The organism is Ruegeria sp. C9 (genome assembly GCF_056537585.1).
The window spans coordinates 1-26,373 of record NZ_JBQFRU010000001.1 but is presented as its reverse complement, the minus strand read 5'-3'; the positions used below and the strand labels follow the sequence as shown (position 1 = coordinate 26,373).

General features: G+C 57.3%; 21 protein-coding genes. 18 read left to right on the top strand and 3 right to left on the bottom strand.

What is annotated here, in order from left to right; all coding sequences use genetic code 11:
* The 4 genes from ACR0NE_RS00105 to nusG all read left to right on the top strand — a co-directional run bounded on the left by ACR0NE_RS00105 (position 1) and on the right by nusG (position 3,346).
* On the top strand, positions 1-2,178 hold the full coding sequence (locus ACR0NE_RS00105) for a heavy metal translocating P-type ATPase (protein ID WP_170596843.1): 2,178 nt from the start codon (positions 1-3) through the stop codon (positions 2,176-2,178).
* A gap of 5 nt (positions 2,179-2,183) precedes the next feature.
* Entirely contained in the window at positions 2,184-2,342 is a 159-nt protein-coding gene (gene ccoS, locus ACR0NE_RS00100) for a cbb3-type cytochrome oxidase assembly protein CcoS (protein ID WP_170596844.1), read from the top strand.
* A gap of 80 nt (positions 2,343-2,422) precedes the next feature.
* The gene (gene secE, locus ACR0NE_RS00095; RefSeq protein ID WP_170596845.1) at positions 2,423-2,620 is read left to right on the top strand and encodes a preprotein translocase subunit SecE; all 198 of its coding nucleotides are present in this window, start codon (positions 2,423-2,425) and stop codon (positions 2,618-2,620) included.
* Between the two features lie 192 nt (positions 2,621-2,812).
* Entirely contained in the window at positions 2,813-3,346 is a 534-nt protein-coding gene (nusG, locus tag ACR0NE_RS00090; protein ID WP_152459924.1) for a transcription termination/antitermination protein NusG, read from the top strand.
* Positions 3,347-3,393: 47 nt separating this feature from the next.
* Here the strand turns inward: nusG and ACR0NE_RS00085 are convergent, their stop codons facing one another.
* A complete protein-coding gene (locus tag ACR0NE_RS00085; protein ID WP_170596846.1) occupies positions 3,394-4,581 on the bottom strand; it encodes an adenylate/guanylate cyclase domain-containing protein in 1,188 nt (395 codons plus the stop codon).
* Between the two features lie 95 nt (positions 4,582-4,676).
* Complete coding sequence (locus tag ACR0NE_RS00080) at positions 4,677-5,918, bottom strand: peptidoglycan-binding domain-containing protein (protein ID WP_170596847.1); 1,242 nt, start codon at positions 5,916-5,918, stop codon at positions 4,677-4,679.
* Between the two features lie 381 nt (positions 5,919-6,299).
* Between ACR0NE_RS00080 and rplK the strand changes: the two genes are divergently transcribed.
* The 10 genes from rplK to ACR0NE_RS00030 all read left to right on the top strand — a co-directional run bounded on the left by rplK (position 6,300) and on the right by ACR0NE_RS00030 (position 21,723).
* Positions 6,300-6,749, top strand: a complete 450-nt coding sequence (rplK, locus tag ACR0NE_RS00075) for a 50S ribosomal protein L11 (RefSeq protein WP_010440985.1) — start codon at positions 6,300-6,302, stop codon at positions 6,747-6,749.
* 1 nt (position 6,750) lies between these two features.
* Positions 6,751-7,449: a 50S ribosomal protein L1 gene (rplA, locus tag ACR0NE_RS00070; RefSeq protein WP_010440987.1), complete on the top strand. Its 699-nt coding sequence runs from the start codon at positions 6,751-6,753 to the stop codon at positions 7,447-7,449.
* 304 nt (positions 7,450-7,753) lie between these two features.
* Positions 7,754-8,422: a class I SAM-dependent methyltransferase gene (locus tag ACR0NE_RS00065; RefSeq protein WP_170625822.1), complete on the top strand. Its 669-nt coding sequence runs from the start codon at positions 7,754-7,756 to the stop codon at positions 8,420-8,422.
* Positions 8,419-9,339, top strand: coding sequence for a hypothetical protein (locus ACR0NE_RS00060; protein ID WP_170596849.1), 921 nt, complete (start codon positions 8,419-8,421; stop codon positions 9,337-9,339). The genes ACR0NE_RS00065 and ACR0NE_RS00060 overlap by 4 nt, the downstream gene beginning before the upstream one ends.
* Before the next feature lie 515 nt (positions 9,340-9,854).
* Positions 9,855-10,373, top strand: coding sequence for a 50S ribosomal protein L10 (gene rplJ, locus ACR0NE_RS00055; protein WP_010441181.1), 519 nt, complete (start codon positions 9,855-9,857; stop codon positions 10,371-10,373).
* Between the two features lie 80 nt (positions 10,374-10,453).
* Positions 10,454-10,828, top strand: a complete 375-nt coding sequence (gene rplL, locus ACR0NE_RS00050; protein ID WP_010441182.1) for a 50S ribosomal protein L7/L12 — start codon at positions 10,454-10,456, stop codon at positions 10,826-10,828.
* Positions 10,829-11,078: 250 nt separating this feature from the next.
* Positions 11,079-15,215: a DNA-directed RNA polymerase subunit beta gene (gene rpoB, locus ACR0NE_RS00045; RefSeq protein WP_170398571.1), complete on the top strand. Its 4,137-nt coding sequence runs from the start codon at positions 11,079-11,081 to the stop codon at positions 15,213-15,215.
* 52 nt (positions 15,216-15,267) lie between these two features.
* Positions 15,268-19,509, top strand: a complete 4,242-nt coding sequence (rpoC, locus tag ACR0NE_RS00040) for a DNA-directed RNA polymerase subunit beta' (RefSeq protein ID WP_170596850.1) — start codon at positions 15,268-15,270, stop codon at positions 19,507-19,509.
* A 141-nt stretch (positions 19,510-19,650) separates the two neighbouring features.
* Positions 19,651-20,724, top strand: a complete 1,074-nt coding sequence (locus tag ACR0NE_RS00035; protein WP_170596851.1) for a pyridoxal-phosphate dependent enzyme — start codon at positions 19,651-19,653, stop codon at positions 20,722-20,724.
* 129 nt (positions 20,725-20,853) lie between these two features.
* Positions 20,854-21,723, top strand: coding sequence for a DMT family transporter (locus tag ACR0NE_RS00030; protein ID WP_170398562.1), 870 nt, complete (start codon positions 20,854-20,856; stop codon positions 21,721-21,723).
* On the opposite strand, the gene ACR0NE_RS00025 is transcribed toward ACR0NE_RS00030, so the two are convergent.
* A complete protein-coding gene (locus tag ACR0NE_RS00025; protein ID WP_170596852.1) occupies positions 21,708-22,523 on the bottom strand; it encodes a glycosyltransferase in 816 nt (271 codons plus the stop codon). The genes ACR0NE_RS00030 and ACR0NE_RS00025 overlap by 16 nt on opposite strands.
* 398 nt (positions 22,524-22,921) lie before the next feature.
* Between ACR0NE_RS00025 and rpsL the strand changes: the two genes are divergently transcribed.
* The 4 genes from rpsL to ACR0NE_RS00005 all read left to right on the top strand — a co-directional run.
* Positions 22,922-23,293, top strand: a complete 372-nt coding sequence (rpsL, locus tag ACR0NE_RS00020; RefSeq protein WP_005621086.1) for a 30S ribosomal protein S12 — start codon at positions 22,922-22,924, stop codon at positions 23,291-23,293.
* Between the two features lie 15 nt (positions 23,294-23,308).
* Positions 23,309-23,779, top strand: coding sequence for a 30S ribosomal protein S7 (rpsG, locus tag ACR0NE_RS00015; protein ID WP_010441203.1), 471 nt, complete (start codon positions 23,309-23,311; stop codon positions 23,777-23,779).
* Between the two features lie 18 nt (positions 23,780-23,797).
* Positions 23,798-25,915 carry an elongation factor G gene (gene fusA, locus ACR0NE_RS00010; protein ID WP_170328783.1) on the top strand — a complete coding sequence of 706 codons (2,118 nt, stop codon included), beginning with the start codon at positions 23,798-23,800 and terminating at the stop codon, positions 25,913-25,915.
* Positions 25,916-25,975: 60 nt separating this feature from the next.
* On the top strand, positions 25,976-26,373 hold a 398-nt coding region (locus ACR0NE_RS00005), incomplete at its 3' end, for a GTP-binding protein (RefSeq protein WP_480780083.1).

Here is a 26,373-nt window from a genome sequence, read left to right as displayed (position 1 = left end):
ATGGTTGCGCAAGCCACCCCATCTCGGGCAGCCTGTCCTGGCTGCATCGCAGCCCCGGCAGAAGCGGCGCGGCCAATCCCAGAGGATGTGCAGATCGCGCTGTCGCTGCCGGGCATCCACTGCTCGGCCTGCATCTCTACGGTCGAGCGTGAGTTGAATGCCCATCCCGGCGTTGAAGACGCGCGGGTCAATCTCACGCTGAAACGCGCGATGATCAAGGCGGCACCGGATACGCGCGCCGCCGATCTGATCCCGGTGCTGGAGCGCGCTGGCTTTGATGCCCACGAACTGGATCCGGGTGCGCTTTCGGCTACGCAAACCGATAAGGCCGGGCGCGATCTGCTGATGCGGCTGGCAGTGGCGGGTTTTGCTTCGATGAACGTGATGCTGTTATCGGTGTCGGTCTGGTCCGGCGCCACCGATGCGACGCGCGACATGTTCCACTGGATATCGGCGGCGATTGCGCTGCCTGCAATTGCATTCTCGGCCCAGCCTTTCTTTTCCAACGCCTGGAGCGCGCTGCGCGTACGCCGGTTGAATATGGATGTGCCGATTGTTTTGGCGATCCTGCTGGCTCTGGTCACGTCGCTTTGGGAAACTGCACTCAGCGGTGAACATGCTTATTTCGACGCGGCTTTGACCCTGACGTTCTTCCTGCTAGCGGGCAGGTATTTGGACTATCGCACCCGTGCCGCGGCACGTTCGGCTGCCGAAGAACTAACCGCGCTGGAGGTCCCGCGCGCCATCCGGCTAGTGGATGGGACCGAAGCGGAAGTGGCGGTGGCGAGCCTTAACGTAGGTGATCTGATTCTGGTTCGCCCCGGAGGGCGTATGCCCGTGGATGGCGAAATCATCTCGGGCCAGTCCGAGTTGGACCGGTCGCTGCTGACCGGGGAAACCCTCCCGGTCTTTGCCGAGGCCGGGCTGAACGTCAGTGCAGGTGAGGTTAACCTGACCGGCCCTCTGACCATCCGTGCGACGGCAGTCGGGGAAGATACCTCGCTGCACCGTATGGCGGATCTGGTAGCCATCGCTGAATCGGGCCGATCACGGTATACCTCGCTGGCAGACAAGGCGGCCAAGCTTTATGCGCCGGGGGTGCATATACTGTCCGCGCTCAGCTTCTTAGGATGGTATATTTATTCGGGCGATATCCGGACGGCGCTGAATATCGCTGCGGCGGTTTTGATCATCACATGTCCCTGCGCGCTGGGCTTGGCAGTGCCGGCGGTAACCACTGCAGCATCAGGCCGATTGTTCCGCAGTGGCATGCTGATCAAACACGCGACCGCGTTAGAACGGCTGGCCGAAGTGGATACTGTGGTATTTGACAAGACCGGCACCCTAACATCCGGTGCGCCTGAGTTGACCAATCTTGGTGATCATTCGCGTACCGATTTGCAAGTGGCTCTGGCATTGGCCGAAGCGTCTTCGCACCCCTTGTCTCTTGCCCTTGCAAAGGCTGCGCGTGAAGCCGGGATCAAGCCTGCCAAGTTGCACGATGTTGTTGAGGTGCCGGGATATGGCACTGAGGGCGTTTACCGTGATCAGCAGGTCCGGCTGGGTCGAGCGGCCTGGGTCGGCGGCGAAGATGGTGAGCAGACCGCAGCCTGGCTCGCAATCGGATCGCGGACGCCATCGCGCTTTACTTTTACCGACAGTCTGCGCGCAGGCGCTGCCGAGGCGGTCGCGGCTTTCCGTGCGGCAGGCAATGACGTCATCCTGATTTCCGGCGATACGGAAGGCGCGGTTCAGGCCTTGGCGGGCAAGCTTGGCATTGAGAACTGGATCGCCCAGGCCTTGCCTCAAGACAAAGCTGCCAAAGTGCAGGAACTAAGCGATCAGGGTCGGCACGTTCTGATGGTCGGAGATGGGCTGAACGACACAGCGGCCTTGGCGGCGGCGCATGTATCGATCTCTCCAGCCAGCGCCTTGGATGCCGCGCGGGTGGCGTCGGATATCGTGCTGCTGGGCAATGATCTGTCCCCAATAGCCGAGGCCTGCGATACTGCCGTTAAAGCGACACGTCGGATTCGCGAGAATTTCCGCATCGCCACCGTCTATAACATCATCGCGGTCCCACTTGCTGTGGCCGGGTTGGCGACCCCGCTGATCGCGGCCTTGGCGATGTCGACCTCCTCGATTACGGTATCCCTGAACGCCCTGCGGCTGAGGTAACTCTGATGGAAGTGCTTGCCTATCTGATCCCGATTTCCCTGCTTTTAGGTGGGGTTGGCTTGGTTGCCTTTGTCTACACGGTCCGCTCGAACCAGTATGAGGATCCCGAAGGCGACGCGCGCCGTATCCTCAGTGACGAATGGGATGACAAGCCCAAGCCCTGACAGGGGCGTCAACAGCCCTTGAAATTGCCGCAATGCCCGGCTATGTCCGGCCCATCCGCTAGCAGAGAGATTGAAGCCTCATGGCCACCATAAACCCGATCCAGTTCATTCAGCAGGTCCGCGCCGAAGTCGCAAAGGTCGTCTGGCCGACCCGTCGTGAGGTTCTGTTGACCACGGTCATGGTGTTTATCATGGCGGCACTGACGGCTGTGTTCTTTGCGCTGGTCGATCTGGGCATTCGCGGTGGTCTGCAACTGGTGCTTGGCGCGTTCAGCTAAGCTGGTTTGTGCAGTCGGAAACGCGACTGCCCCCTTGCACAGCACGGCGTGTCAGAGTAGGTGACATGACTATTCGGAATGGGCGTGCGGCGAATCGGGCTGCGCGCCGCTTTTTATTCCGGGTGACGCAATAGGATTTCAACGAAGGGCGCGATGCGTCGCAGCCCAAAGGCAAACAAGGACGACAGGTTCATGGCGAAACGGTGGTATTCGGTCAGCGTTCTTTCGAATTTCGAAAAGAAGATCGCAGAGCAGATCCGCACGTCGGTGGCTGAGCAGGGCCTTGAAGACGATATCGACGAGGTACTGGTGCCCACCGAAGAGGTGATCGAAGTGCGCCGGGGCAAGAAGGTCACCACCGAACGTCGCTTTATGCCGGGTTACGTGCTGGTACACATGGAAATGTCGGATCAGGGCTATCACCTGATCAACTCGATCAATCGCGTTACCGGCTTCCTGGGCCCTCAGGGCCGCCCGATGCCGATGCGCGACGCCGAGGTGAACCAGATCCTCAACCGCGTTCAGGAAGGTGAAGAAGCGCCCAAGCTGATGATCAGCTTCGAGGTCGGCGAGAAGGTCAAGGTCAACGACGGCCCGTTCGAGGATTTCGACGGCATGGTCGAAGGTGTGGACGACGAGAACCAGAAACTGAAAGTTTCGGTTTCGATCTTTGGCCGCGAAACACCGGTCGAGCTGGACTTTACGCAGGTCACAAAGCAGAGCTGATTGGTTTCCATCGAACCACCGTTTGGGGTGCCTTATGGGCACCCTTTTTACGTTTGGGGCGTGCTTATCTGCCAGACAGTTTGATCCGCACCAAAACCTTTAAGTGATACAGTTCCGACCGGTTCGCAGAGTGTCGGGAGAAATGCTGCGGCTGTATCCGAAAGGACATGGTCGCAATCCAAGTCTGTGGCCGCCGCTACAAGTCTAGCCGCCAAATTGACGTCTGGACCGATGGCCGTGAAATCCAGCCGATCCCCGCCACCTACATTGCCATAGTGGAAACGACCGTGATGAATTGCAGTGCGCACGTCAAGCTTATGCTGGAAATCGGCCTCGGCCAGCGACGCCACACCCTCGCGCACCGCTGCGATGGCGGCCTGAATCTGCACCTTTCGCGGAAGATCCGTGCTGGTTGGGAAGATGGCAAAAAAGCCGTCGCCCATGAACTTCAGAATCTCTCCGCCGTGGTCCATGATCGACGGGACAAGGCAATCAAACGTGTCATTCAGCAGCCGGACCAGCGTATCGCCGGAAACCGAATTCGAAAGGCGGGTAAATCCCTTGAGATCCGCAAACAGGATAACGGCCTCGATTTTGCTGCCATCACCGCGATGTACTTTGCCGTCCAGAATGTGGGCGCCACTGTTACGGCCGACATAGGTCGACAGCAGGTAGGTCGCGTCGAGCCGCAGCATATAGGTTTCGGTCAGGCGGGCGAGCGGACCGCGAACCCGGTTCAGGATCGCCAGATCACTCTCTGAAAACCCACCGGGCGTGGCACTTGACCAGGTGCAGACATGGGTATCGCCGTTGAGATAGATCAGCGGTTGCGCCAGGTAATCGGTGAAGCCCTGCTCGAGCAATTCGCCAACAATGATGTAATCCTCGGGGCAGTTGGGATCTTCCAGATGGCGGCGGATGGGTTGCTGACGCTCAATCACATGCGGAAGGGGGTTATCGGTGTAGATCGCCTCGGTGAACAATTGAGACGGCGCGTCGACACGATCAACGCCAGCGCCCGCTTTCCACAGGAAACGTCGACCCATCAGATTGGGATGCAGCGTCCAGATGAACAAACCGAACCGGTCGATGGCGACACCGGCATCCAGCAGACGGGTACAGATACCTTCGATGATATCGACCGCATTTCCAGCTGGGCGGGCACCGTCAACCATCCACTCGATCAGAGCGTCGATCTTGTCATGTTTTGAGATCGGTTCCGGTGGGGTCGGCATAGTGGCACCCTCAAGATAGAACGCCGCGATGCAAACAGACACCGCGGCGTTATTTGTATCAGCCTCGCAGTGGCTGAAACGACTGAGTGCGCGACTTACTGCGCTTGAACCATAGCCGCACGCAACAGTTGCGGGCGGTCGGTCTGGGATGGCAGGAAGACGGCCTGCGAACCGGCATCCAGCGCCGAAAGGCTCGCATCGTACCACTGCATCGCAAGATCGCGACGCTGTTGCACACCAAAGCCTTCGCGCAGGTGGTGGCCGATCAACTCTCCATAGGCAGGCTCACCCATCGCGACTAGCATCAATGCAGAACCGACTGCCGTGTCCATGTTGTCCTGACGGTAGCCCATCGACAGACAAACCTTGCTTGTCGCTGCAAGATCAGCGGGGCTAAGGCCCGAGTCCAGCGCAAGCTTGCGTACCTGGGTTTCAGCTTCTGCCTTCGAGCTGATCGACAGCGCATCAACTTGCGATGCCAACATTTCGCCGTACGAGTCGCATTGTGCGCTCACCTGATCCGGCGTCAGCCCCTGGATATCAGCCATCAGATCTTCGCCACGCGCCATTGCATAGCTGCGAGCAAGGCAGAACTGTTCGCTGAGGGCAAAATCGGCATCCGTCATATTTGACAGTGTCGTGTAGCCCCCGTTGGTCGAGGTCTGCAGCATCACCCCGCTACACCGATTGGCCAGCGATGGGCCGCCGGTCCCGCCGGAAAACAGGCTTGGCAGGCTGGCAGAGGCTGTTTCAGTTGTATTGGCCTCGGGCTCTGGTTCCTGAGCTTGAGGGACCACAACCGGAATCGTAGTTGCTGGGGCTTGTGCTGGTGCCTGAGGGGCAGCAGCCAGGGCAGAGCCGGTTTGTATCTGCCGGCGGTATTCCATCAAAAGCGGTTGGCCTGCGAGTTGAGTTGTCGTCTGACCGCCGCTTGTCGCCCAGTAATAGGCCTGCATCAGGAAGTCGCGCTGATAGGGCTGGAAGTCATAGCCATTCACGGGGTAGCCCATCGAGACCTGATAGCGTTCGATCGCAGACCGCGTGCCACGACCGACCTGACCATCAACGCGACCGGCGTTGTAGCCAAAATAGTTGAGCGCGGTTTGGGTTTGCGCCCCTTGTGTGGTCGACGGAATTCCGGGGCGATAGGTGCGTGTTGTTGTTGACCGCGTCCGGGCCTGCTGTTTTCTCTGCTGATCCCGGCCGATAGCGTAGCCGATGACGCCACCAACCACAGCACCGCCCAGTATCTCGCCAGCATCGGCCCGCGCGGTCTGAGGAGAAGACGCCGCAAATGATAGCGCGATGCCAACTGTTATTAATAAACGAATGATCATAATTAACCTCCACCAAAAATACTAATTTCGTCGAGTATAGCACAGCTGCGAGTATTGAGGTGAGGGGGGTGGCGGAAACCCGACCATCCCGCAACCACCGCCTAGATTCTGCATTGATATTAATTTCTTAAGAGTTGTCAGTCGCACCTTGTTAGTAACGATCTGTACGCCGTGAGCGTATGAGACCCACTTGGGGGCTTGATTCGATGTGTGAGAGCAGGGCAGGCCACTTGCCAACCCCGCCGTTCCGCTGTAAGTGCCGCCCCTATCGTCTTCGGGCGAGATTCTCTCGTGGGAGGTTGCTGGGATCGCGATCCCGGATCGGACCACGCAACATAGTCTGGGTGAAACGCGTTTCACCTAAGTTGAAAGGAAAACCAAATGGCCAAGAAGCTTGCTGGTACAATGAAGCTGCAGGTTCCTGCAGGTCAGGCGAACCCGTCGCCGCCAGTTGGTCCGGCGCTGGGTCAGCGCGGCATCAACATCATGGAATTCTGCAAGGCGTTCAACGCCAAGACCGCAGACATGGAGCCCGGCGCTCCGTGCCCGACCGTGATCACCTACTATCAGGACAAGTCCTTCACCATGGACATCAAGACGCCGCCCGCGTCTTACTACCTGAAAAAAGCGGCTGGTCTGAAGCCGGTTGGCAAGCGGAACCGTCCTCGTGGTGCGGAAAACCCAGGTCGTGAGACCGTGGCAACCGTAACCTCGAAGCAGGTTCGTGAAATCGCCGAAGCCAAAATGAAAGATCTGAACGCCAACGACGTCGAAGGCGCAATGCAGATCATCCTGGGCTCGGCCCGCTCAATGGGCATCGAGGTGAAGTAAAATGGCAAAACTCGGTAAACGTACCCGCGCTGCGCGCGAAGCTGTCGCTGGCAAGGAAAACCTGTCGGTCGAAGAAGCCGTTTCCCTGGTCAAAGGCAATGCGACCTCGAAATTCGACGAGACCATCGAGATCGCTCTGAACCTTGGCGTTGACACTCGTCACGCAGACCAGATGGTTCGCGGCGTTGTTGGCCTGCCGAACGGTACCGGCAAAGCGATGCGCGTTGCTGTATTTGCTCGTGGCCCCAAGGCAGACGAAGCGAAAGAAGCGGGCGCAGATATCGTTGGCGCGGAAGACCTGATGGAAACCATTCAGGGCGGCACCATCGAATTTGATCGCTGCATTGCAACCCCGGACATGATGCCGATCGTCGGTCGTCTGGGTAAAGTGCTCGGCCCCCGCAACCTGATGCCGAACCCCAAAGTTGGCACCGTGACCATGGACGTGAAAGCGGCTGTGGAAGCAGCAAAAGGTGGTGAAGTTCAGTTCAAGGCGGAAAAAGGCGGCGTTGTGCACGCCGGCGTTGGCAAAGCGTCCTTCGACGAAGCCAAGCTGGTCGAAAACGTCCGTGCCTTCATCTCGGCTGTTGCGAAGGCCAAACCGTCGGGTGCCAAAGGCACCTATATGAAGAAAATCGCGCTGAGCTCGACCATGGGCCCGGGTGTGACTCTGGACGTGGCGGCTGCTGCGGGCGAATAAGCCTTAGCGTTTAGCTGTGAGAACTTGATCCCGGGTGGTGCGAACTGCCCGGGATTTTTATTGCGTGCCACATGAGAAACAGGCTGTAGCTGTGTGATAGCGTGGTTGCTTGCACATCAACTGAAATCTTGAAGTTTTGCCAATTTCAAACCCGGTTACAGCTACGCTGACTAAAAAGCAGCGATACGCACAAACATAGATTCAATGCCTCAGCAGCGGTGGCTAAAGAAGCGATTGAACTGGGGGTTGCGGTCTGACACAGTTCCCCCATTGTCGTGTAGTAGCTGTTAGAGAATACCCATCAATGAACCAAAATATTCGTCAGAAATCACTTCCTGAAGATCGACGCGCCTTTTGGGACCAATTTTATGCGAAATCGGCAGGGTCATGGGAGCTTACCTTGCCGTCGCAATTCGCAGCGTTTGTGGCAAATGAGATTGATCGGCAGTCACATGTCATTGACGTAGGGTGTGGGAATGCCCGTGACAGTTTTTTCTTTTCGCGACACGGGTTCAAAGTGACCGGCATGGATGCGTCTGAGGCAGCGATTGCGTCAGCGCAAAAGCATGCACAAAAGCAGGGCGGAGACGATCTTGAATTTGTTCGGACCAATCTCAAAGATGGATTGGTTGAACGGGTGTTGTCCGAGCGACGATCTGAAACCGTTTGCGTTTACGCTCGGTTCTTTTTGCATGCGATCACAGATGATGAAGAGGATGCTCTGATCCGGGCGCTGCGGAGCGGGTGCAGGCCTGGCGATGTCGTGGCGTTCGAATATCGAACGTTGGCGGACCGAGCCACAACGAAAATTGCGGCGCCGCATTTCCGGCGTTACGTAAGTGCGACGGATCTGGATTCAAAAATGGAAGCCTCAGAATTCCGAAAGTGTTATGGCGTCGAAGGCAGTGGTTTCGCAAAATATAAAACAGAAGATGCGATCGTCGCCCGCGCGATCTATGAAAAAACACAATGACAGAAGCAGAATTGATCAAGGAGCTCGCGTCGCTTCGCGAGCATGTTTTTACGCATGCTGCGGCCCAAACGGCACTACCACGACCTCGCAAAACGCGCCTTGCGGTTGAGGCGCTAAAGGATCCCATAATGCGCTTGGAGAACCAGTCGCTCTATGATGATTGGGAAGAGACTTTTCTTCTTTTGTGCTGCCACAGAAGATTAAAGCCTGCCCGGACGCACGGTAGGCTGAAGCATATGGAAATTCGATATGCAGAACAGGGTATGGAGGCGCGCTTTGCCTCGTTTTTTGAGCGCGTGAAGCAGACGCTACACCCCGATTACATTACACCACATGGCTATAACAGAACATTCGGAGAAAAGGCTGGCGATGATATCTTTTCAAAACTTGACGCCGAGCTTGAACCCGTAATTCGTTTAGGGAAGCCGATCATTCTATACGCTGGCGCGTTGTTGGGTCTCGTTCGAGAGGGTGGATTGATTGGTCACGACGACGATGTCGATTTTGCAGTGCATCTGGGTGAGTCTACGCTTGAAGGCGTCGCTGAAAAATGGATTGATTATCAGCGAGAGTTGCTCGCCAATGAGTGCCTGGATACCAATTCGTTGAAGCGTAATATACCAATCTTCAAAGTTAAAAATAATTTGGGTATTGATATAGATCTATTTCCGGCGTGGACGGAAAACGGGCGCTTTAGCGTGTACCCGTACTCACTCAACGACTTGCCGGAAAGCGCGATTTTCCCGCTAAAATCACTTAACGGTGGGGAAATCATGCTGCCGCAGGACGCGCCAGCATTGCTGGCTCAGAGTTACGGTGAAAACTGGCGAATACCGGACCCGCTTTTTCATTTCCGTTGGCGGACTGCGCGCCGCAAGTTTGCACCTATGCTTCGGCACGACTTTACCGGCGGTTGAAAGCGCCCCGCCGCCGTGCCCTCAAGCAGCGACCGCATTTGCACGATAGCGGTTAGTTGGCAGAATGCTTGGCTAGCTCTGCGCACAGATATTGAGCGATGTCTTAGCAGGCGTGTAGCTATGGTGCGCGCAGCGAAATCCGCAAGCCTCAGTGTCGGCTCGTTTTCTGGAAACCGAGATGCCTCAGAACAGTTTCAACTATGTCGCAGCTCCTGCGCGGGAGGTGCAAGTCGCCTAAATTTACCTCTTGGAAACCCGGCCTATCTGTCCTAAGTAGACCTGCGGAATAAAGCGTGCGATTCGTCGTGCGCTTTATTTTGTTTCGTCCAAGACGGTGGGTGGGTCCATCTGGCCCCTTAATTCCCTGCCTGAGACGGGTAAGACCAAAGAATTCTGAGGGTCACGATCCTCGGGCGCATTTTGGCCAATCCCGTAACAACGGACCTGAACGCCGGAGCGAAAGCTGCGGCAAATATGAGCCGGGGTGAGATATCGCCCCTAACTTGGAGAGAACTGTGGATAGAGCCCAGAAAGAGAAAGTGGTCGAGGAACTCGGCCAAATCTTCGAAAGCTCTGGCGTTGTAGTGGTTTCGCACTATGCCGGTCTGACAGTTGCCGAGATGCAGGACCTTCGCGCACGTGCTCGTGACGCGGGTGGTGCCGTGCGTGTTGCCAAGAACAGGCTCGCCAAAATCGCCCTTGAGGGTAAGCCGTGTGAAAGCATGGCCGACCTGCTGACAGGGATGACCGTTCTGACCTATTCCGAGGACCCCGTGGCAGCTGCCAAGGTGGCCGAGGACTTCGCCAAGGATAACAAGAATTTTGAGATCCTCGGCGGTGCAATGGGCGAGAACGCTCTGGACCGCAAAGGCGTCGAAACAGTTTCGAAAATGCCGTCTCGTGAAGAGCTTATTGCTTCGATCGTTGGCTGCATTGGCGCACCTGCTTCGAACATCGCCGGCGCGATTGGCGCACCTGCAAGCAACATCGCAAGCATCCTTTCCACCATCGAAGAGAAGGCGGAAGCTGCGTAAGCGGTTGGCACTGAATGATCTGCGTAGGGGAACCACCCTGACGTTGGAACACACACTGTAAAACGGAAAGAGCTAATACAATGGCTGATCTGAAAGCACTCGCAGAAAGCATCGTGGGTCTGACCCTGCTGGAAGCACAAGAACTGAAAACCATCCTCAAAGACGAATACGGCATCGAGCCCGCAGCTGGCGGCGCCGTAATGGTTGCAGCTGGTGGCGACGCCGGTGGCGCAGCTGAGGAAGAAAAAACCGAATTCGACGTCGTTCTGAAGAACGCCGGCGCTTCGAAAATCAACGTGATCAAAGAAGTTCGCGGCATCACCGGTCTGGGCCTGAAAGAAGCCAAAGAGCTGGTCGAAGCTGGCGGCAAGATCAAAGAAGGCGTGTCGAAAGACGAAGCCGAGGAAGTCAAAGGCAAGCTGGAAGCAGCTGGCGCCGAAGTCGAGCTGGCCTAAGCCAACCGACAGGTGCATCGCCGATGCGCCGCAAAATTTGGCTGGGTCCGGAGAAATCCGGGTCCAGCCGAACCTGTCTTAGAAAGGGCCTCATTGTCTGGGGCGTTTTCTAAGACACGGTTTTCGGATCGGGAGGCCACCTTCGGGACGGTGGTCACGAATTGATCCGGACGTGTCGTCTCGATTGTGCAAGATGCCGGGGCCCGACGGTGTCTTTGCCCGCTGAGAACATCGAAAGGTGACATCTGACATGGCTCAAACGTTCCTTGGCCAGAAACGTCTTCGTAAATATTACGGCAAAATCCGCGAAGTTTTGGAAATGCCGAACCTCATTGAGGTGCAGAAATCTTCTTATGATCTTTTCCTGCGCTCCGGCGATGCAGAACAGCCCACAGACGGCGAAGGCATCAAAGGCGTGTTCCAGTCGGTTTTCCCGATCAAGGATTTCAACGAAACTTCCGTTCTGGAGTTCGTGAAATACGATCTGGAAAAACCCAAATACGACGTCGAAGAGTGCATGCAGCGCGACATGACCTACAGCGCGCCGCTGAAGGTCACGCTGCGTCTGATCGTGTTTGATGTAGATGAGGACACCGGCGCCAAATCGGTCAAAGATATCAAAGAACAGGACGTGTTCATGGGCGATATGCCCCTGATGACACCGAACGGCACCTTCATCGTGAACGGTACCGAGCGCGTGATCGTCAGCCAGATGCACCGTTCGCCCGGTGTGTTCTTTGATCACGACAAGGGCAAGACCCATTCCTCGGGCAAGCTGCTGTTTGCCTGCCGCATCATCCCGTATCGCGGCAGCTGGCTGGACTTTGAGTTCGACGCCAAGGACATCGTGTTCGCCCGTATCGACCGTCGTCGCAAACTGCCTGTGACAACCCTGCTTTATGCGCTGGGTCTGGATCAGGAAGCGATCATGGACGCGTATTACAACACCGTGTCCTACAAGCTGGACAAGAAGAAAGGCTGGGTTACGCCCTTCTTCCCCGAGCGTGTGCGCGGCACCCGTCCGACATATGATCTGATCGACGCGAAGTCGGGCGAAGTGATTGCCGAAGCGGGCAAGAAAGTCACCCCGCGCGCGGTCAAGAAGCTGATCGACGAAGGTGCTGTTACCGACCTGCTGGTGCCCTTCGACAACATCGTCGGCAAGTATGTCGCCAAGGACATCATCAACGAAGAAAACGGCGCGATCTATGTCGAAGCCGGTGATGAGCTGACCCTGGAGTATGACAAAGACGGCGACCTGATCGGCGGCACCGTCAAGGACCTGATGGATGCGGGCATCACCGACATCCCGGTTCTGGACATCGACAACGTCAACGTTGGCCCCTACATGCGCAACACCATGGCTCAGGACAAGAATCTGAACCGTGAAAGCGCGCTGATGGACATCTACCGCGTCATGCGTCCGGGCGAGCCTCCCACCGTCGAGGCTGCGTCGGCTCTGTTCGACACCCTGTTCTTCGACAGCGAGCGCTATGACCTGTCCGCCGTTGGTCGTGTGAAGATGAACATGCGTCTGGCTCTGGACGCGCCGGACACCCTGCGCACGCTGCGCCGCGAAGACATCGTGGCCTGCATCAAGGCGCTGGTGGAACTGCGTGACGGTAAAGGCGACGTGGACGATATCGACCACCTCGGCAACCGTCGTGTCCGTTCGGTCGGCGAACTGATGGAAAACCAGTATCGCGTTGGCCTGCTGCGTATGGAGCGCGCGATCAAAGAGCGCATGTCGTCGGTCGAAATCGACACCGTCATGCCGCAGGACCTGATCAACGCGAAACCCGCTGCGGCTGCTGTTCGTGAATTCTTTGGCTCGTCGCAGCTGTCGCAGTTCATGGACCAGACCAACCCGCTTTCGGAAGTCACCCACAAACGCCGTCTCTCGGCGCTTGGCCCGGGTGGTCTGACGCGTGAGCGTGCGGGCTTTGAGGTGCGCGACGTACACCCGACCCACTATGGTCGGATGTGCCCGATTGAAACGCCCGAAGGTCCGAACATTGGTCTGATCAACTCGCTGGCCACCTTTGCCCGCGTGAACAAGTATGGCTTCATCGAAACACCCTACCGCGTCGTCAAAGACGCCGAGGTGACCGATGAGGTACACTACATGTCCGCGACCGAAGAAATGCGTCACACCGTGGCGCAGGCGAACGCGACGCTGGATGCCGATGGCAAGTTCATCAACGATCTGGTTTCGACCCGTCAGGCCGGTGACTACACCCTCGCCCCGCGCGAGAATGTGGACCTGATCGACGTGTCGCCGAAACAGCTGGTCTCGGTTGCTGCATCGCTGATCCCGTTCCTTGAAAATGACGACGCCAACCGCGCTCTGATGGGCTCGAACATGCAACGTCAGGCGGTTCCACTGCTGCGCGCCGAAGCGCCGCTGGTCGGTACCGGGATCGAGGAAAAGGTCGCGATCGACTCAGGCGCTGCGATTCAGGCGAAACGCGCCGGTATCATCGACCAGGTCGATGCCCAGCGTATCGTTATTCGCGCCACCGAGGATTTGGAACTGGGCGACGCTGGCGTTGACATCTATCGTCTGCGCAAATTCCAGCGGTCGAACCAGAACACCTGCATCAACCAGCGTCCGCTGATCAAGGTGGGTGACACCGTCCAGAAGGGCGAAGTTATTGCCGACGGTCCGTCGACCGATATGGGTGAACTGGCGCTTGGTAAGAACGTGGTCGTCGCGTTCATGCCGTGGAACGGTTACAACTACGAAGACTCGATCCTGATCTCGGAACGTATCGCGCGTGACGACGTCTTCACCTCGGTCCATATCGAGGAGTTCGAAGTCGCCGCCCGTGACACCAAGCTGGGCCCGGAAGAGATCACCCGCGACATTCCGAACGTCGGTGAAGAAGCGCTGCGCAACCTCGACGAGGCTGGCATCGTTTACATCGGCGCGGATGTTGAGCCGGGCGATATTCTGGTCGGCAAGATCACTCCGAAGGGCGAAAGCCCGATGACCCCGGAAGAAAAGCTGCTGCGCGCCATCTTTGGTGAGAAAGCATCTGACGTGCGCGACACCTCGCTACGCGTGAAGCCGGGTGACTACGGTACGGTCGTTGAGGTCCGCGTCTTCAACCGTCACGGCGTCGAGAAAGACGAGCGTGCGCTGCAGATCGAGCGTGAGGAAGTCGAACGTCTGGCCCGTGACCGGGACGACGAGCTGGCGATTCTTGACCGCAACATCTACGCGCGTCTGCAAGGTCTGATCCTGGGTAAAACCGCTGTCAAAGGCCCGAAAGGCGTCAAGGCAGGGTCGGTGATCACCGAGGATCTGCTGGAAACCCTGACCCGCGGTCAGTGGTGGCAGTTGGCGCTGGAAGGCGAGCAGGATGCACAGATCGTTGAAGCTCTGAACGAGCAATACGAAGTGCAAAAGCGTGCTTTGGACGCCCGTTTCGAGGACAAGGTCGAGAAAGTCCGTCGTGGCGACGACCTGCCGCCGGGTGTGATGAAGATGGTCAAAGTCTTCATCGCCGTGAAGCGTAAGCTGCAGCCGGGCGACAAGATGGCCGGTCGTCACGGGAACAAAGGTGTTATCTCCAAGGTTGTTCCGATGGAAGACATGCCGTTCCTGGCCGATGGTACTCCGGTTGACTTCTGTCTGAACCCGCTGGGTGTGCCTTCGCGTATGAACGTCGGTCAGATCCTTGAAACCCACATGGGTTGGGCCGCACGCGGTCTGGGTCTGAACATCGATGAGGCTCTGGGTGAGTACCGCCGTTCCGGCGATCTGACCCCGGTGCGCGAAGCGATGAAGCTGGCTTATGGCGAGGATGTCTACGAAGAAGGCATCACCGGTCTGGACGAGGATGGCCTGATCGAGGCTGCGGGCAACGTGACCCGTGGTGTTCCGATCGCTACTCCGGTCTTCGACGGTGCCAAAGAAGCAGACGTCAACGACGCGCTGGTGCGTGCGGGCTTCTCGGAAAGCGGTCAGTCGGTTCTGTTCGACGGTCGCACCGGTGAGCAATTCGCGCGCCCGGTCACCGTGGGCATCAAGTACCTGCTGAAATTGCACCACCTGGTGGACGACAAGATCCACGCGCGTTCGACCGGGCCGTACAGCCTGGTTACCCAGCAGCCGCTGGGTGGTAAGGCGCAGTTCGGTGGTCAGCGCTTTGGTGAGATGGAGGTCTGGGCTCTGGAAGCTTACGGCGCCGCCTACACCCTGCAGGAGATGCTCACCGTGAAATCGGATGACGTCGCCGGTCGGACCAAGGTCTATGAGTCGATCGTCAAGGGCGAGGATAACTTTGAAGCGGGCGTACCGGAATCGTTCAACGTTCTGGTTAAAGAAGTCCGTGGCCTCGGCCTGAATATGGAACTCCTGGATGCGGAGGTTGAGGAGTAAGGGCCTCGGCCCTTCCTCCCGTCCCCCCTTCCGCAAAATTTGAGGTATCAAAATGAACCAGGAAATCACCAACAACCCGTTCAACCCGCTGACACCGCCGAAAGTCTTTGACGAGATCAAGGTTTCGCTGGCCAGCCCTGAACGGATCCTGTCTTGGTCCTATGGTGAGATCAAGAAACCCGAAACCATCAACTACCGCACGTTCAAGCCCGAGCGTGACGGTCTGTTCTGTGCGCGTATCTTTGGCCCGATCAAAGACTACGAATGTCTGTGCGGCAAATATAAGCGGATGAAGTATCGCGGCGTAGTCTGCGAAAAATGCGGTGTGGAAGTCACCCTGCAGAAAGTCCGCCGCGAGCGTATGGGCCACATCGAACTGGCTGCGCCCGTCGCACATATCTGGTTCCTGAAATCGCTGCCGTCCCGCATCGGTCTGATGCTGGACATGACGCTGCGCGATCTGGAACGCGTTCTGTACTTTGAAAACTATGTCGTCATCGAGCCCGGTCTGACCGACCTGACCTACGGCCAGATGCTGACTGAAGAAGAGTACATGGACGCGCAGGATGCCTATGGCATGGACGCGTTCACCGCGAACATTGGTGCCGAAGCTATCCGTGAGATGCTGGCCCAGATCGATCTGGAAGCCGAAGCCGAGCAGCTGCGCGCTGATCTGGCCGAAGCAACCGGCGAGTTGAAGCCCAAAAAGATCATCAAGCGTCTGAAGGTTGTCGAATCCTTCCTCGAGTCGGGCAACCGGCCTGAGTGGATGGTCATGACCGTGATCCCGGTCATTCCGCCGGAACTGCGTCCGCTGGTTCCGCTGGATGGTGGCCGGTTCGCGACCTCGGATCTGAACGATCTGTATCGCCGCGTCATCAACCGGAACAACCGTCTGAAGCGTCTGATCGAGCTGCGCGCGCCTGACATCATCGTCCGCAACGAAAAGCGGATGCTGCAGGAATCCGTGGACGCTCTGTTCGACAACGGCCGTCGTGGCCGCGTGATCACCGGCGCCAACAAGCGTCCGCTGAAATCGCTGTCGGACATGCTGAAAGGCAAGCAGGGCCGCTTCCGTCAGAACCTTCTGGGTAAGCGCGTCGACTTCTCGGGTCGTTCGGTCATTGTGACCGGTCCAGAGCTTAAGCTGCACCAGTGTGGCCTGCCCAAGAAGATGGCGCTGGAACTGTTCAAGCCGTTCATCTACTCGCGCTTGGAAGCAAAGGGTCTGTCTTCGACCGTGAAACAGGCGAAGAAACTGGTCGAGAAAGAACGTCCCGAAGTTTGGGATATCCTCGACGAGGTGATCCGCGAACACCCTGTCATGCTGAACCGTGCGCCGACGCTGCACCGTCTTGGCATTCAGGCGTTCGAGCCGGTCCTGATCGAAGGTAAAGCCATCCAGTTGCACCCGCTGGTCTGTTCGGCCTTTAACGCCGACTTCGACGGTGACCAGATGGCCGTTCACGTCCCGCTAAGCCTTGAGGCGCAGCTGGAAGCCCGTGTTCTGATGATGTCGACGAACAACGTTCTTTCGCCGGCAAACGGCGCGCCTATCATCGTTCCGTCGCAGGATATGATCTTGGGTCTGTACTATGTGACCCTCGAACGCGAAGGCATGCCGGGCGAAGGCAAGGTCTTCGGTTCGATCGAAGAAGTTCAGCACGCGCTGGACGCCGGTGAGGTGCATCTGCACTCGAAAATCACCGCGCGGATCACGCAGATCGACGACGAAGGCAACGAAGTTCAGAAGCGCTATGAAACCACTCCGGGCCGTCTGCGTCTGGGTGCATTGCTGCCGATGAACAACAAAGCCCCGTTCGAGCTGGTCAACCGCCTGCTGCGGAAGAAAGAAGTGCAGCAGGTGATCGACACCGTCTACCGTTACTGCGGTCAGAAAGAGTCGGTTATCTTCTGTGACCAGATCATGTCGATGGGCTTCAAAGAAGCGTTCAAGGCGGGCATCTCGTTCGGTAAGGACGACATGGTCATCCCGGATGACAAGTGGGGCATCGTTGATGACACCCGCGGTCAGGTGAAGGACTTTGAACAGCAGTACATGGACGGCCTGATCACTCAGGGCGAAAAGTACAACAAAGTTGTTGATGCCTGGTCGAAGTGTAACGACCGCGTCACCGAAGCGATGATGAGCACCATCTCTGACGTTGCCAAGGCCGAAGACGGGTCAGATCAAGAGCCGAACTCGGTCTACATGATGGCCCACTCCGGTGCGCGTGGCTCGGTCACTCAGATGAAACAGCTGGGCGGTATGCGTGGCCTGATGGCCAAGCCGAACGGTGACATCATCGAGACGCCGATTATCTCGAACTTTAAAGAAGGTCTGACCGTTCTCGAGTACTTCAACTCGACCCACGGTGCCCGTAAGGGTCTGTCGGATACCGCTCTGAAGACGGCGAACTCGGGTTACCTGACCCGTCGTCTGGTGGACGTCGCACAGGACTGCATCGTTCGCGAGATCGACTGTGGTACTGAGCGTGCGATCACAGCCGAAGCCGCCGTGAATGACGGTGAGGTTGTTGCCTCGCTGGCCGAACGTGTGCTGGGTCGTGTGGCGGCTGACGATGTTCTGCGTCCGGGCACGGATGAGGTGATCGTGGCCGCTGGTCAGTTGATCGACGAACGCATGGCGGACACCATTGACGAAGCTGGTGTTGCGTCGATGCGCATCCGCTCGCCTCTGACCTGTGAGTCCGAGGAAGGCGTCTGCGCCACCTGCTACGGTCGTGACCTTGCACGCGGCACGATGGTGAACACAGGTGAGGCTGTCGGCATCATCGCCGCGCAGTCCATTGGTGAACCCGGTACGCAGCTGACGATGCGTACTTTCCACATCGGTGGTGTTGCGCAAGGTGGTCAGCAGTCGTTCCAGGAAGCCAGCCAGGAAGGCGTCGTTTCCTTCGAGAACCCGCAGATTCTGGTCAATGCCGCAGGCGAAAGCCTCGTTATGGGCCGGAACATGAAGCTGGTGATCAGCGACGAACACGGCGAAGAGCGTGCCAGCCACAAGCTGGGCTATGGCTCCAAGCTGTTCGTCAGGGACGGCACCAAGGTTGCTCGTGGCGACAAGCTGTTCGAATGGGATCCCTACACCCTGCCGATCATCGCCGAGAAAGCCGGTACCGCAAAATATGTCGACCTTGTTTCGGGCCTTGCGGTCCGGGATGAGACCGACGATGCAACCGGCATGACCCAGAAGATCGTGATCGACTGGCGCGCGGCCCCCAAAGGCAGCGACCTCAAGCCCGAGATCATTCTGGTTGGTGAAGATGGCGAGCCGGTCCGCAACGATGCGGGCAACCCGGTTCACTATCCGATGTCGGTGGATGCGATCCTGTCCGTCGAAGATGGTCAGACCATCGAAGCCGGTGACGTTGTTGCGCGTATCCCGCGTGAAGGCGCCAAGACCAAGGACATCACCGGTGGTCTGCCACGTGTGGCCGAACTGTTCGAAGCCCGTCGTCCGAAAGATCACGCGATCATCGCAGAAGCCGATGGTTACGTGCGCTTTGGCCGCGACTACAAGAACAAGCGCCGCATCAGCATCGAACCGGCTGACGAGTCCATGGAGACCATCGAATACATGGTACCCAAGGGCAAGCACATCCCGGTCGCCGAAGGGGACTTCATCCAGAAGGGTGAATACCTGATGGACGGTAACCCGGCTCCGCATGACATCCTGTCCATCATGGGTGTCGAAGCGCTGGCGGATTACATGATCGACGAGGTGCAGGACGTCTACCGCTTGCAGGGCGTGAAGATCAACGACAAGCACATCGAAGTCATCGTGCGCCAGATGCTGCAGAAGTGGGAGATCCTGGATTCAGGTGACACCACCCTGCTGAAAGGCGAACATGTCGACAAGCAAGAGTTCGACGCAGCCAACGAGAAGACTATCTCGCGTGGCGGTCGTCCGGCTCAGGGTGAGCCGATCCTTCTGGGGATCACCAAAGCTTCGCTGCAGACGCGTTCGTTCATCTCGGCGGCGTCGTTCCAGGAAACCACCCGCGTGCTGACCGAAGCCTCGGTTCAGGGCAAGAAAGACAAGCTGGTTGGCCTGAAAGAGAACGTAATCGTTGGTCGTCTGATCCCCGCCGGGACCGGTGGGGCCACTCAGGCCGTCCGCCACATCGCGCAGTCGCGTGACAACGTGGTTATCGAAGCGCGCCGGGAAGAGGCCGAAGCAGCCGCTGCTCTGGCCGCTCCGACCTTCGACGACGACATGGTCGGTGATGAGCTGGACGTTCTGGTGGAAACACCGGAAAGCCGCGAATAGGCACCCTCAATAACTAAGAAAGGCCCCGCGATTTCGCGGGGCCTTTCTTGTTGTGAGCGCTCCGAGGCGAACTCTCACAAAGATAGTTACTAATGTGACCCGGTTTGTGGCATGCTTTCGTCAACAGAGGAGGGGGCCGCAATGACAACTCGTCAAACGCATGGGCGAAAGCGTCTGTATGACAGTATTTTGGACACCGTCGGAGACACGCCAAGCATACGAATAAACAGGATCGCGCCCTCAAACGTGACGGTCTATGTGAAGTTCGAAGCATTTAACCCGGCCAGTTCTGTCAAGGATCGCCTTGCCCTCAACATCATCGAAGCGGCAGAACGCGACGGTAGCTTAAAACCCGGTCAGACAGTAGTTGAGGCGACCTCGGGGAATACCGGTATCGGGCTGGCGATGGTCTGTGCGGCCAAAGGCTATCCCTTGGTTGTGACGATGGCCGACAGTTTCTCGGTCGAGCGACGCAAGCTGATGAGGTTTTTGGGGGCAAAAGTTGTCCTGACACCGCGCGCGCAAAAGGGGTTCGGCATGTATACAAAAGCTAAAGAACTGGCCGAGCAGAACGGTTGGTTCCTGGCCAGCCAGTTTGAAACCGCTGCCAACGCCGATATTCACGAAAATACCACCGCGCAGGAAATCTTGGGTGACTTTGATGGGCAGAATCTCGACTATTGGGTTACGGGCTATGGCACTGGCGGGACCGTCTCGGGCGTGGCCCGGGCTCTTAGAAAAGCGCGCCCTGAGACCAAGATCATCCTGACAGAGCCTGCCAACGCAGCCATTGTGTCGTCAGGATATGTGAACACGCGCAATGAAATACACCAGCCGACCGAGAGCCATCCGAACTTCGAGCCGCATCCGATCCAAGGCTGGACGCCTGATTTTATTCCGTGGGTTCTGCAGGAGGCCATTGATAACTCGTACTATGATGAGTTGATTCCCGTTCCCGGTAGCGACGGTATTGCATGGTCGCGCCGTTTGGCCGCGGAAGAGGGGATTTTTACCGGTATTTCTGGTGGCTCGACCTTTGCGGTCGCGATGAAACTGGCCGAGACTGCGCCGGAAGGTTCCGTCATGTTGGTAATGTTGCCAGATACGGGCGAGCGTTACCTTTCGACCCCATTGTTTGATGGCGTAGAAGAGGAGATGACGGATGATGAGATCGAGATCTCGAAATCTACGCCTTCCGCCCAGATGACAGATTGAAACGACTGAAAAGTCGACAGTTTGTGTAGCTCGTCGGAACTATTACTGCAGGATTGTCCGGCGCATATTGACTTCGTGATCGATTGAACAGTGAGTACGGCGATATATTGAAGACCGGGTGTTGATTAAATGAGTCCTAACGTTAAAGGCGCGCTGCTGATGATGGGCAGCATGGCGGCCTTTACCGTCAATGATGCGTTGGTGAAAGTGGTGGGGCAAGATCTGCCTCTGTTCCAACTTGTGACCATGCGCGGAGTTTTGGCGACAGTTCTTGTGTTGATAATGGCCCGTTATCTTGGGGCGCTTCACCTGAATTTTCCCCTCCATGACAAATGGCTTATCGCATTACGTTGCCTGGCAGAGTTGGCGGCGACCATCTTCTTTTTAACGGCTCTGATGCACATGCCGCTTGCCAACGTTACGGCAGTTCTACAGGCGTTGCCGCTGACCGTGACTTTGGGTGCTGCCTTATTCTTCGGTGAAGTAATTGGATGGAGACGTATTGCTGCAATTGCGCTTGGGTTCGTCGGTATGTTGTTGATCGTTCGGCCCGGTCCTGAAGGGTTCAGCATCTATGCGATTTACGCATTGATTGCGGTTGCTTCCGTAACAGTTCGCGATTTGATCACCCGCCGAATGTCAGCTGAAGTACCTTCTATGGTGGTAACACTGGCGACATCCCTCACTATCACATTGGCAGCGATCATCGTCTCCACGTTTGAAGGATGGGTGCCGGTCTCGACCGCATCTGGAGCGATGATCGCCAGCGCTGCGGTCTTTGTTCTGATAGGCTATCTGTTCAGTGTCATGGTGATGCGCGTGGGCGAGGTCGGTTTTGTTGCGCCATTTCGCTATTCCAGCCTGCTTTGGGCACTGGGACTTGGGTGGGCTGTGTTTGGTGACTGGCCGGACGCGATCACAATGCTGGGTGGTGCATTGGTAGTTGGGGCAGGGATGTTCACTCTGTTTCGCGAACGGTCGCGTCAGGCGGAGAAGTGAGGCAAACGTACGAAACCGGGATTTAGCGCGAAACGCGTGGCAAAATCGGTCTCGATTTCGGGCGTGATCGGCGCAAGCTGCGCCTTCTGCTTTTCAGCGCGCGGCGAGTCGTTGGAGTTGTTCAATGTCCTGATCCACATCGGGCGATCAGGATAACTGACCACTGGCATGAAACGCCCGATCCGGTTGTGGGTAAAACTTATGATCGTGTGGTCGCACCCGCCCGCGATAAGCATGCCCAAGCCCACCCCAAGCAGAGATTTGTAGACTTGTGCCGCCCGAACCCCATTCGGCCCAAAGCTGGCCTGGTATCCGTTGTTGAAATCGAGGCCTATGGCATGATTTTTTTCAATCAGCCCGGCAACATCATCGGCGGACTCGCGCAGTCTTTCGATGAAATCAATCGAAATGCTGTCGTCGTCATCATGGCGAAATTGAAGACAGGGCCGGTCCGGGTTTGAACGCGTTTCCTGAAGGATTCGTTTCATGACCTGCCGGTGTTTATGGCTTGGTTCGACGGGTCTTTGGACAATTCGTACCTGCTTGATGTCAGCGGTGAGGTCCTTGAGTCGGTCGAGCGCCTTTTTCGGCAGACAGTCCCCAACAACGACCAGAAGCTGATAGTCCCCATCTGTCTGCGCGCGAAAGCTGGGCAACGTCACAGATCCGAACAGGCGGAACCGCTCTTCCAGACGAGCAGGGTTGTAGAGATGGGCGCGCCGATCTGCGACCGTGTCATGTTCGATCTGGAAATCGCCCAGAGCAGGGAATGAAAATCGGCACAGGCCAAAGACTTGCATGGGGCATCCAATGGTTTGCAGGGCATGCTCACTATGCATCCGGTGCCGAAGTGCTGCAATGCGTCGGCGCAGTGGGAATCTCCATTAGTTCCTGATAGACGGCCGGAGCTCTTATGTACAACACGCCTTTCCCGCTGGGCTGTTGACACTCGGGCCGACTCCCCTTAATACGCGCGACATCTCGGTACCGGGGGCCGCCCCATAACCGATTTCAGTAATGAACTGGTCAAGGCCCGGACACTTTTATCGTTCGCGCCCTCTGATAACAAACCGCGACGTTCACCTCGGAATGGGAACGCTCGCGGGTTTTGCGCTTGTGGACGCATGAGTGCAGCGAATTTAACCGCACGCAACGCGCGTGCATGTCATGTGTGTTGCAAAACGGGGAAGAAACCGGAATGCCAACTATTCAACAGCTGATCCGCAAACCGCGGCAGCCCAAAGTAAAACGCTCGAAGTCCATGCACCTGGAGCAGTGCCCGCAGAAGCGCGGCGTTTGCACCCGCGTGTACACCACCACACCGAAGAAACCGAACTCGGCTATGCGTAAGGTTGCCAAGGTGCGCCTGACCAACGGGTTCGAGGTCATCTCGTACATCCCCGGTGAAAGCCACAACCTGCAGGAACACTCGGTTGTTCTGATCCGTGGCGGCCGTGTAAAAGACCTTCCCGGTGTGCGTTACCACATCCTGCGCGGTGTTCTGGATACTCAGGGCGTCAAAGACCGTAAGCAGCGTCGTTCGAAATACGGCGCGAAGCGTCCCAAGTAAGAAGGAGAGGCTGATATGTCACGTCGTCACGCCGCCGAAAAACGCGAAGTTCTGCCTGACGCCAAATTTGGCGACAAGGTTCTGACCAAATTCATGAACAACCTGATGATCGACGGCAAGAAGTCGGTCGCAGAGCGCATCGTTTACAACGCGTTTGACCGCGTTGAGAACAAGGTAAAGCGCGCTCCTGTCGAAGTGTTCCACGAAGCGCTCGACAACATCAAACCGTCGGTCGAGGTTCGCTCGCGCCGGGTTGGTGGTGCAACCTATCAGGTTCCGGTCGAAGTGCGCCCTGAGCGCCGCGAAGCACTGGCCATCCGCTGGCTGATCACTGCTGCGCGCGGCCGCAACGAAAACACCATGGAAGAGCGCCTTGCAGGCGAGCTGCTGGACGCCGTTCAGTCCCGCGGTACTGCCGTCAAGAAACGCGAAGACACCCACAAGATGGCCGAGGCGAACAAAGCCTTCAGCCATTATCGTTGGTAATCCGAGAGGCTTAGACCAATGGCACGCGAATATCCGCTCGAACTGTACCGTAACTTCGGTATCATGGCGCACATCGACGCAGGTAAGACCACCTGCTCGGAGCGTATCCTGTATTACACTGGTAAATCCCACAACATCGGTGAGGTGCACGATGGTGCAGCCACCATGGACTGGATGGAGCAGGAGCAGGAACGCGGCATCACCATCACTTCGGCTGCGACCACCACTTTCTGGGAACGCACCGAGGACGGTCAGACCGCAGAAACTCCTAAGCACCGCCTGAACATCATCGACACCCCCGGCCACGTTGACTTCACCATCGAAGTTGAGCGTTCGCTGGCGGTTCTCGACGGTGCCGTCTGCGTTCTGGACGCAAACGCCGGTGTTGAGCCCCAGACCGAAACCGTGTGGCGTCAGGCTGACCGCTACAAGGTTCCGCGTATGGTTTTCGTCAACAAGATGGACAAGATCGGCGCTGACTTCTTCAACTGCGTCAACATGATCGAAGACCGTACCGGCGCACGTGCTGTTCCGGTTGGTATTCCGATCGGTGCCGAGTCCGAGCTGGAAGGCCTGATCGACCTGGTCACCATGGAAGAGTGGCTGTGGCAGGGCGAAGATCTGGGCGCAAGCTGGATCAAAGCTCCTATCCGCGACAGCCTGAAAGACATGGCTGACGAATGGCGCGGCAAGATGATCGAAGCGGCCGTCGAAATGGACGACGACGCGATGATGGAATACCTGGAAGGCAATGAGCCCGACGTTCCAACCCTGCGCGCCCTGCTGCGCAAAGGTACTCTGGAAATTGCGTTCGTTCCGGTTCTGGGTGGTTCGGCGTTCAAGAACAAAGGCGTTCAGCCGCTCCTCAACGCTGTGATCGACTATCTGCCCAGCCCGCTGGACGTTGTTGATTACATGGGCTTCAAACCCGGCGACGAGGAAGAAGTTCGTGACATCGCCCGTCGTGCAGACGACGACATGGCCTTCTCGGGTCTGGCGTTCAAAATCATGAACGACCCCTTCGTTGGCTCGCTGACCTTCACCCGGATCTACTCGGGCACCATGAACAAGGGTGACTCGATCCTGAACTCGACCAAAGGTAAGAAAGAGCGCATCGGTCGTATGATGATGATGCACTCGAACAACCGGGAAGAGATCGAAGAAGCGTTTGCAGGTGACATCATCGCGCTGGCGGGTCTGAAAGACACCACCACCGGTGACACCCTGTGTGACGCGAAGGATCCGGTGGTTCTTGAAACCATGACCTTCCCCGATCCGGTGATCGAGATCGCGGTTGAGCCCAAAACCAAGGGCGACCAAGAGAAGATGTCTCAGGGTCTGGCCCGTCTGGCCGCCGAAGACCCGTCCTTCCGTGTGGAAACTGATCTGGAATCCGGTCAGACCATCATGAAGGGCATGGGCGAACTTCACCTGGACATCCTGGTTGACCGTCTGAAGCGCGAGTTCAAGGTTGAAGCGAACATCGGTGCACCTCAGGTGGCCTATCGTGAAACCATCTCGATGCCGGTTGAGCACACCTACACCCACAAGAAACAGTCGGGTGGTTCGGGTCAGTTCGCGGAAGTCAAGCTGGAGATCCAGCCGACCGAGGCAGGCGAAGGCTATTCGTTCGAAAGTCGCATCGTTGGCGGCGCCGTTCCGAAGGAATACATCCCGGGTGTTGAAAAAGGCATCAACTCGGTCATGGATAGCGGCCCGCTGGCTGGCTTCCCCGTGATCGACTTCAAGGTTGCCCTGCTGGACGGTAAGTTTCACGACGTTGACTCGAGCGTTCTGGCGTTCGAAATCGCATCGCGGATGTGTATGCGCGAAGGCATGCGCAAAGCTGGCGCGAAACTGCTGGAACCGATCATGAAGGTCGAAGTGATCACCCCGGAAGAATATACCGGCGGTATCATCGGCGACCTGACCTCGCGTCGTGGCCAGGTCTCGGGTCAGGAGCCGCGCGGCAACGCAATTGCGATTGATGCGTTCGTTCCGCTGGCCAACATGTTCGGCTACATCAACACTCTGCGTTCGATGTCGTCGGGCCGTGCCCAGTTCACCATGCAGTTCGATCACTACGATCCGGTTCCGCAGAACATCTCGGACGAGATTCAGGCGAAATACGCATAAGCGAAGATTTGAGGGAGCGCGGCTAACGCGCTCCCTTCATTACCGAAAAAGGAGGCCATCATGGCAAAGGAAAAGTTTGAGCGTAATAAGCCGCACGTCAACATCGGCACGATTGGGCACGTTGACCACGGCAAGACCACGCTGACCGCAGCAATCACCAAGTATTTCGGTGACTTCAAAGCGTATGACCAGATTGACGGCGCGCCAGAAGAAAAGGCACGCGGCATCACCATCTCGACCGCCCACGTGGAATACGAGACCGACAACCGCCACTATGCGCATGTCGACTGCCCCGGCCACGCCGACTACGTCAAGAACATGATCACCGGTGCCGCTCAGATGGACGGCGCGATCCTGGTTGTGAACGCAGCTGACGGCCCGATGCCGCAGACCCGCGAGCACATCCTGCTGGGCCGCCAGGTTGGCATCCCGAAGATGGTCGTGTTCATGAACAAAGT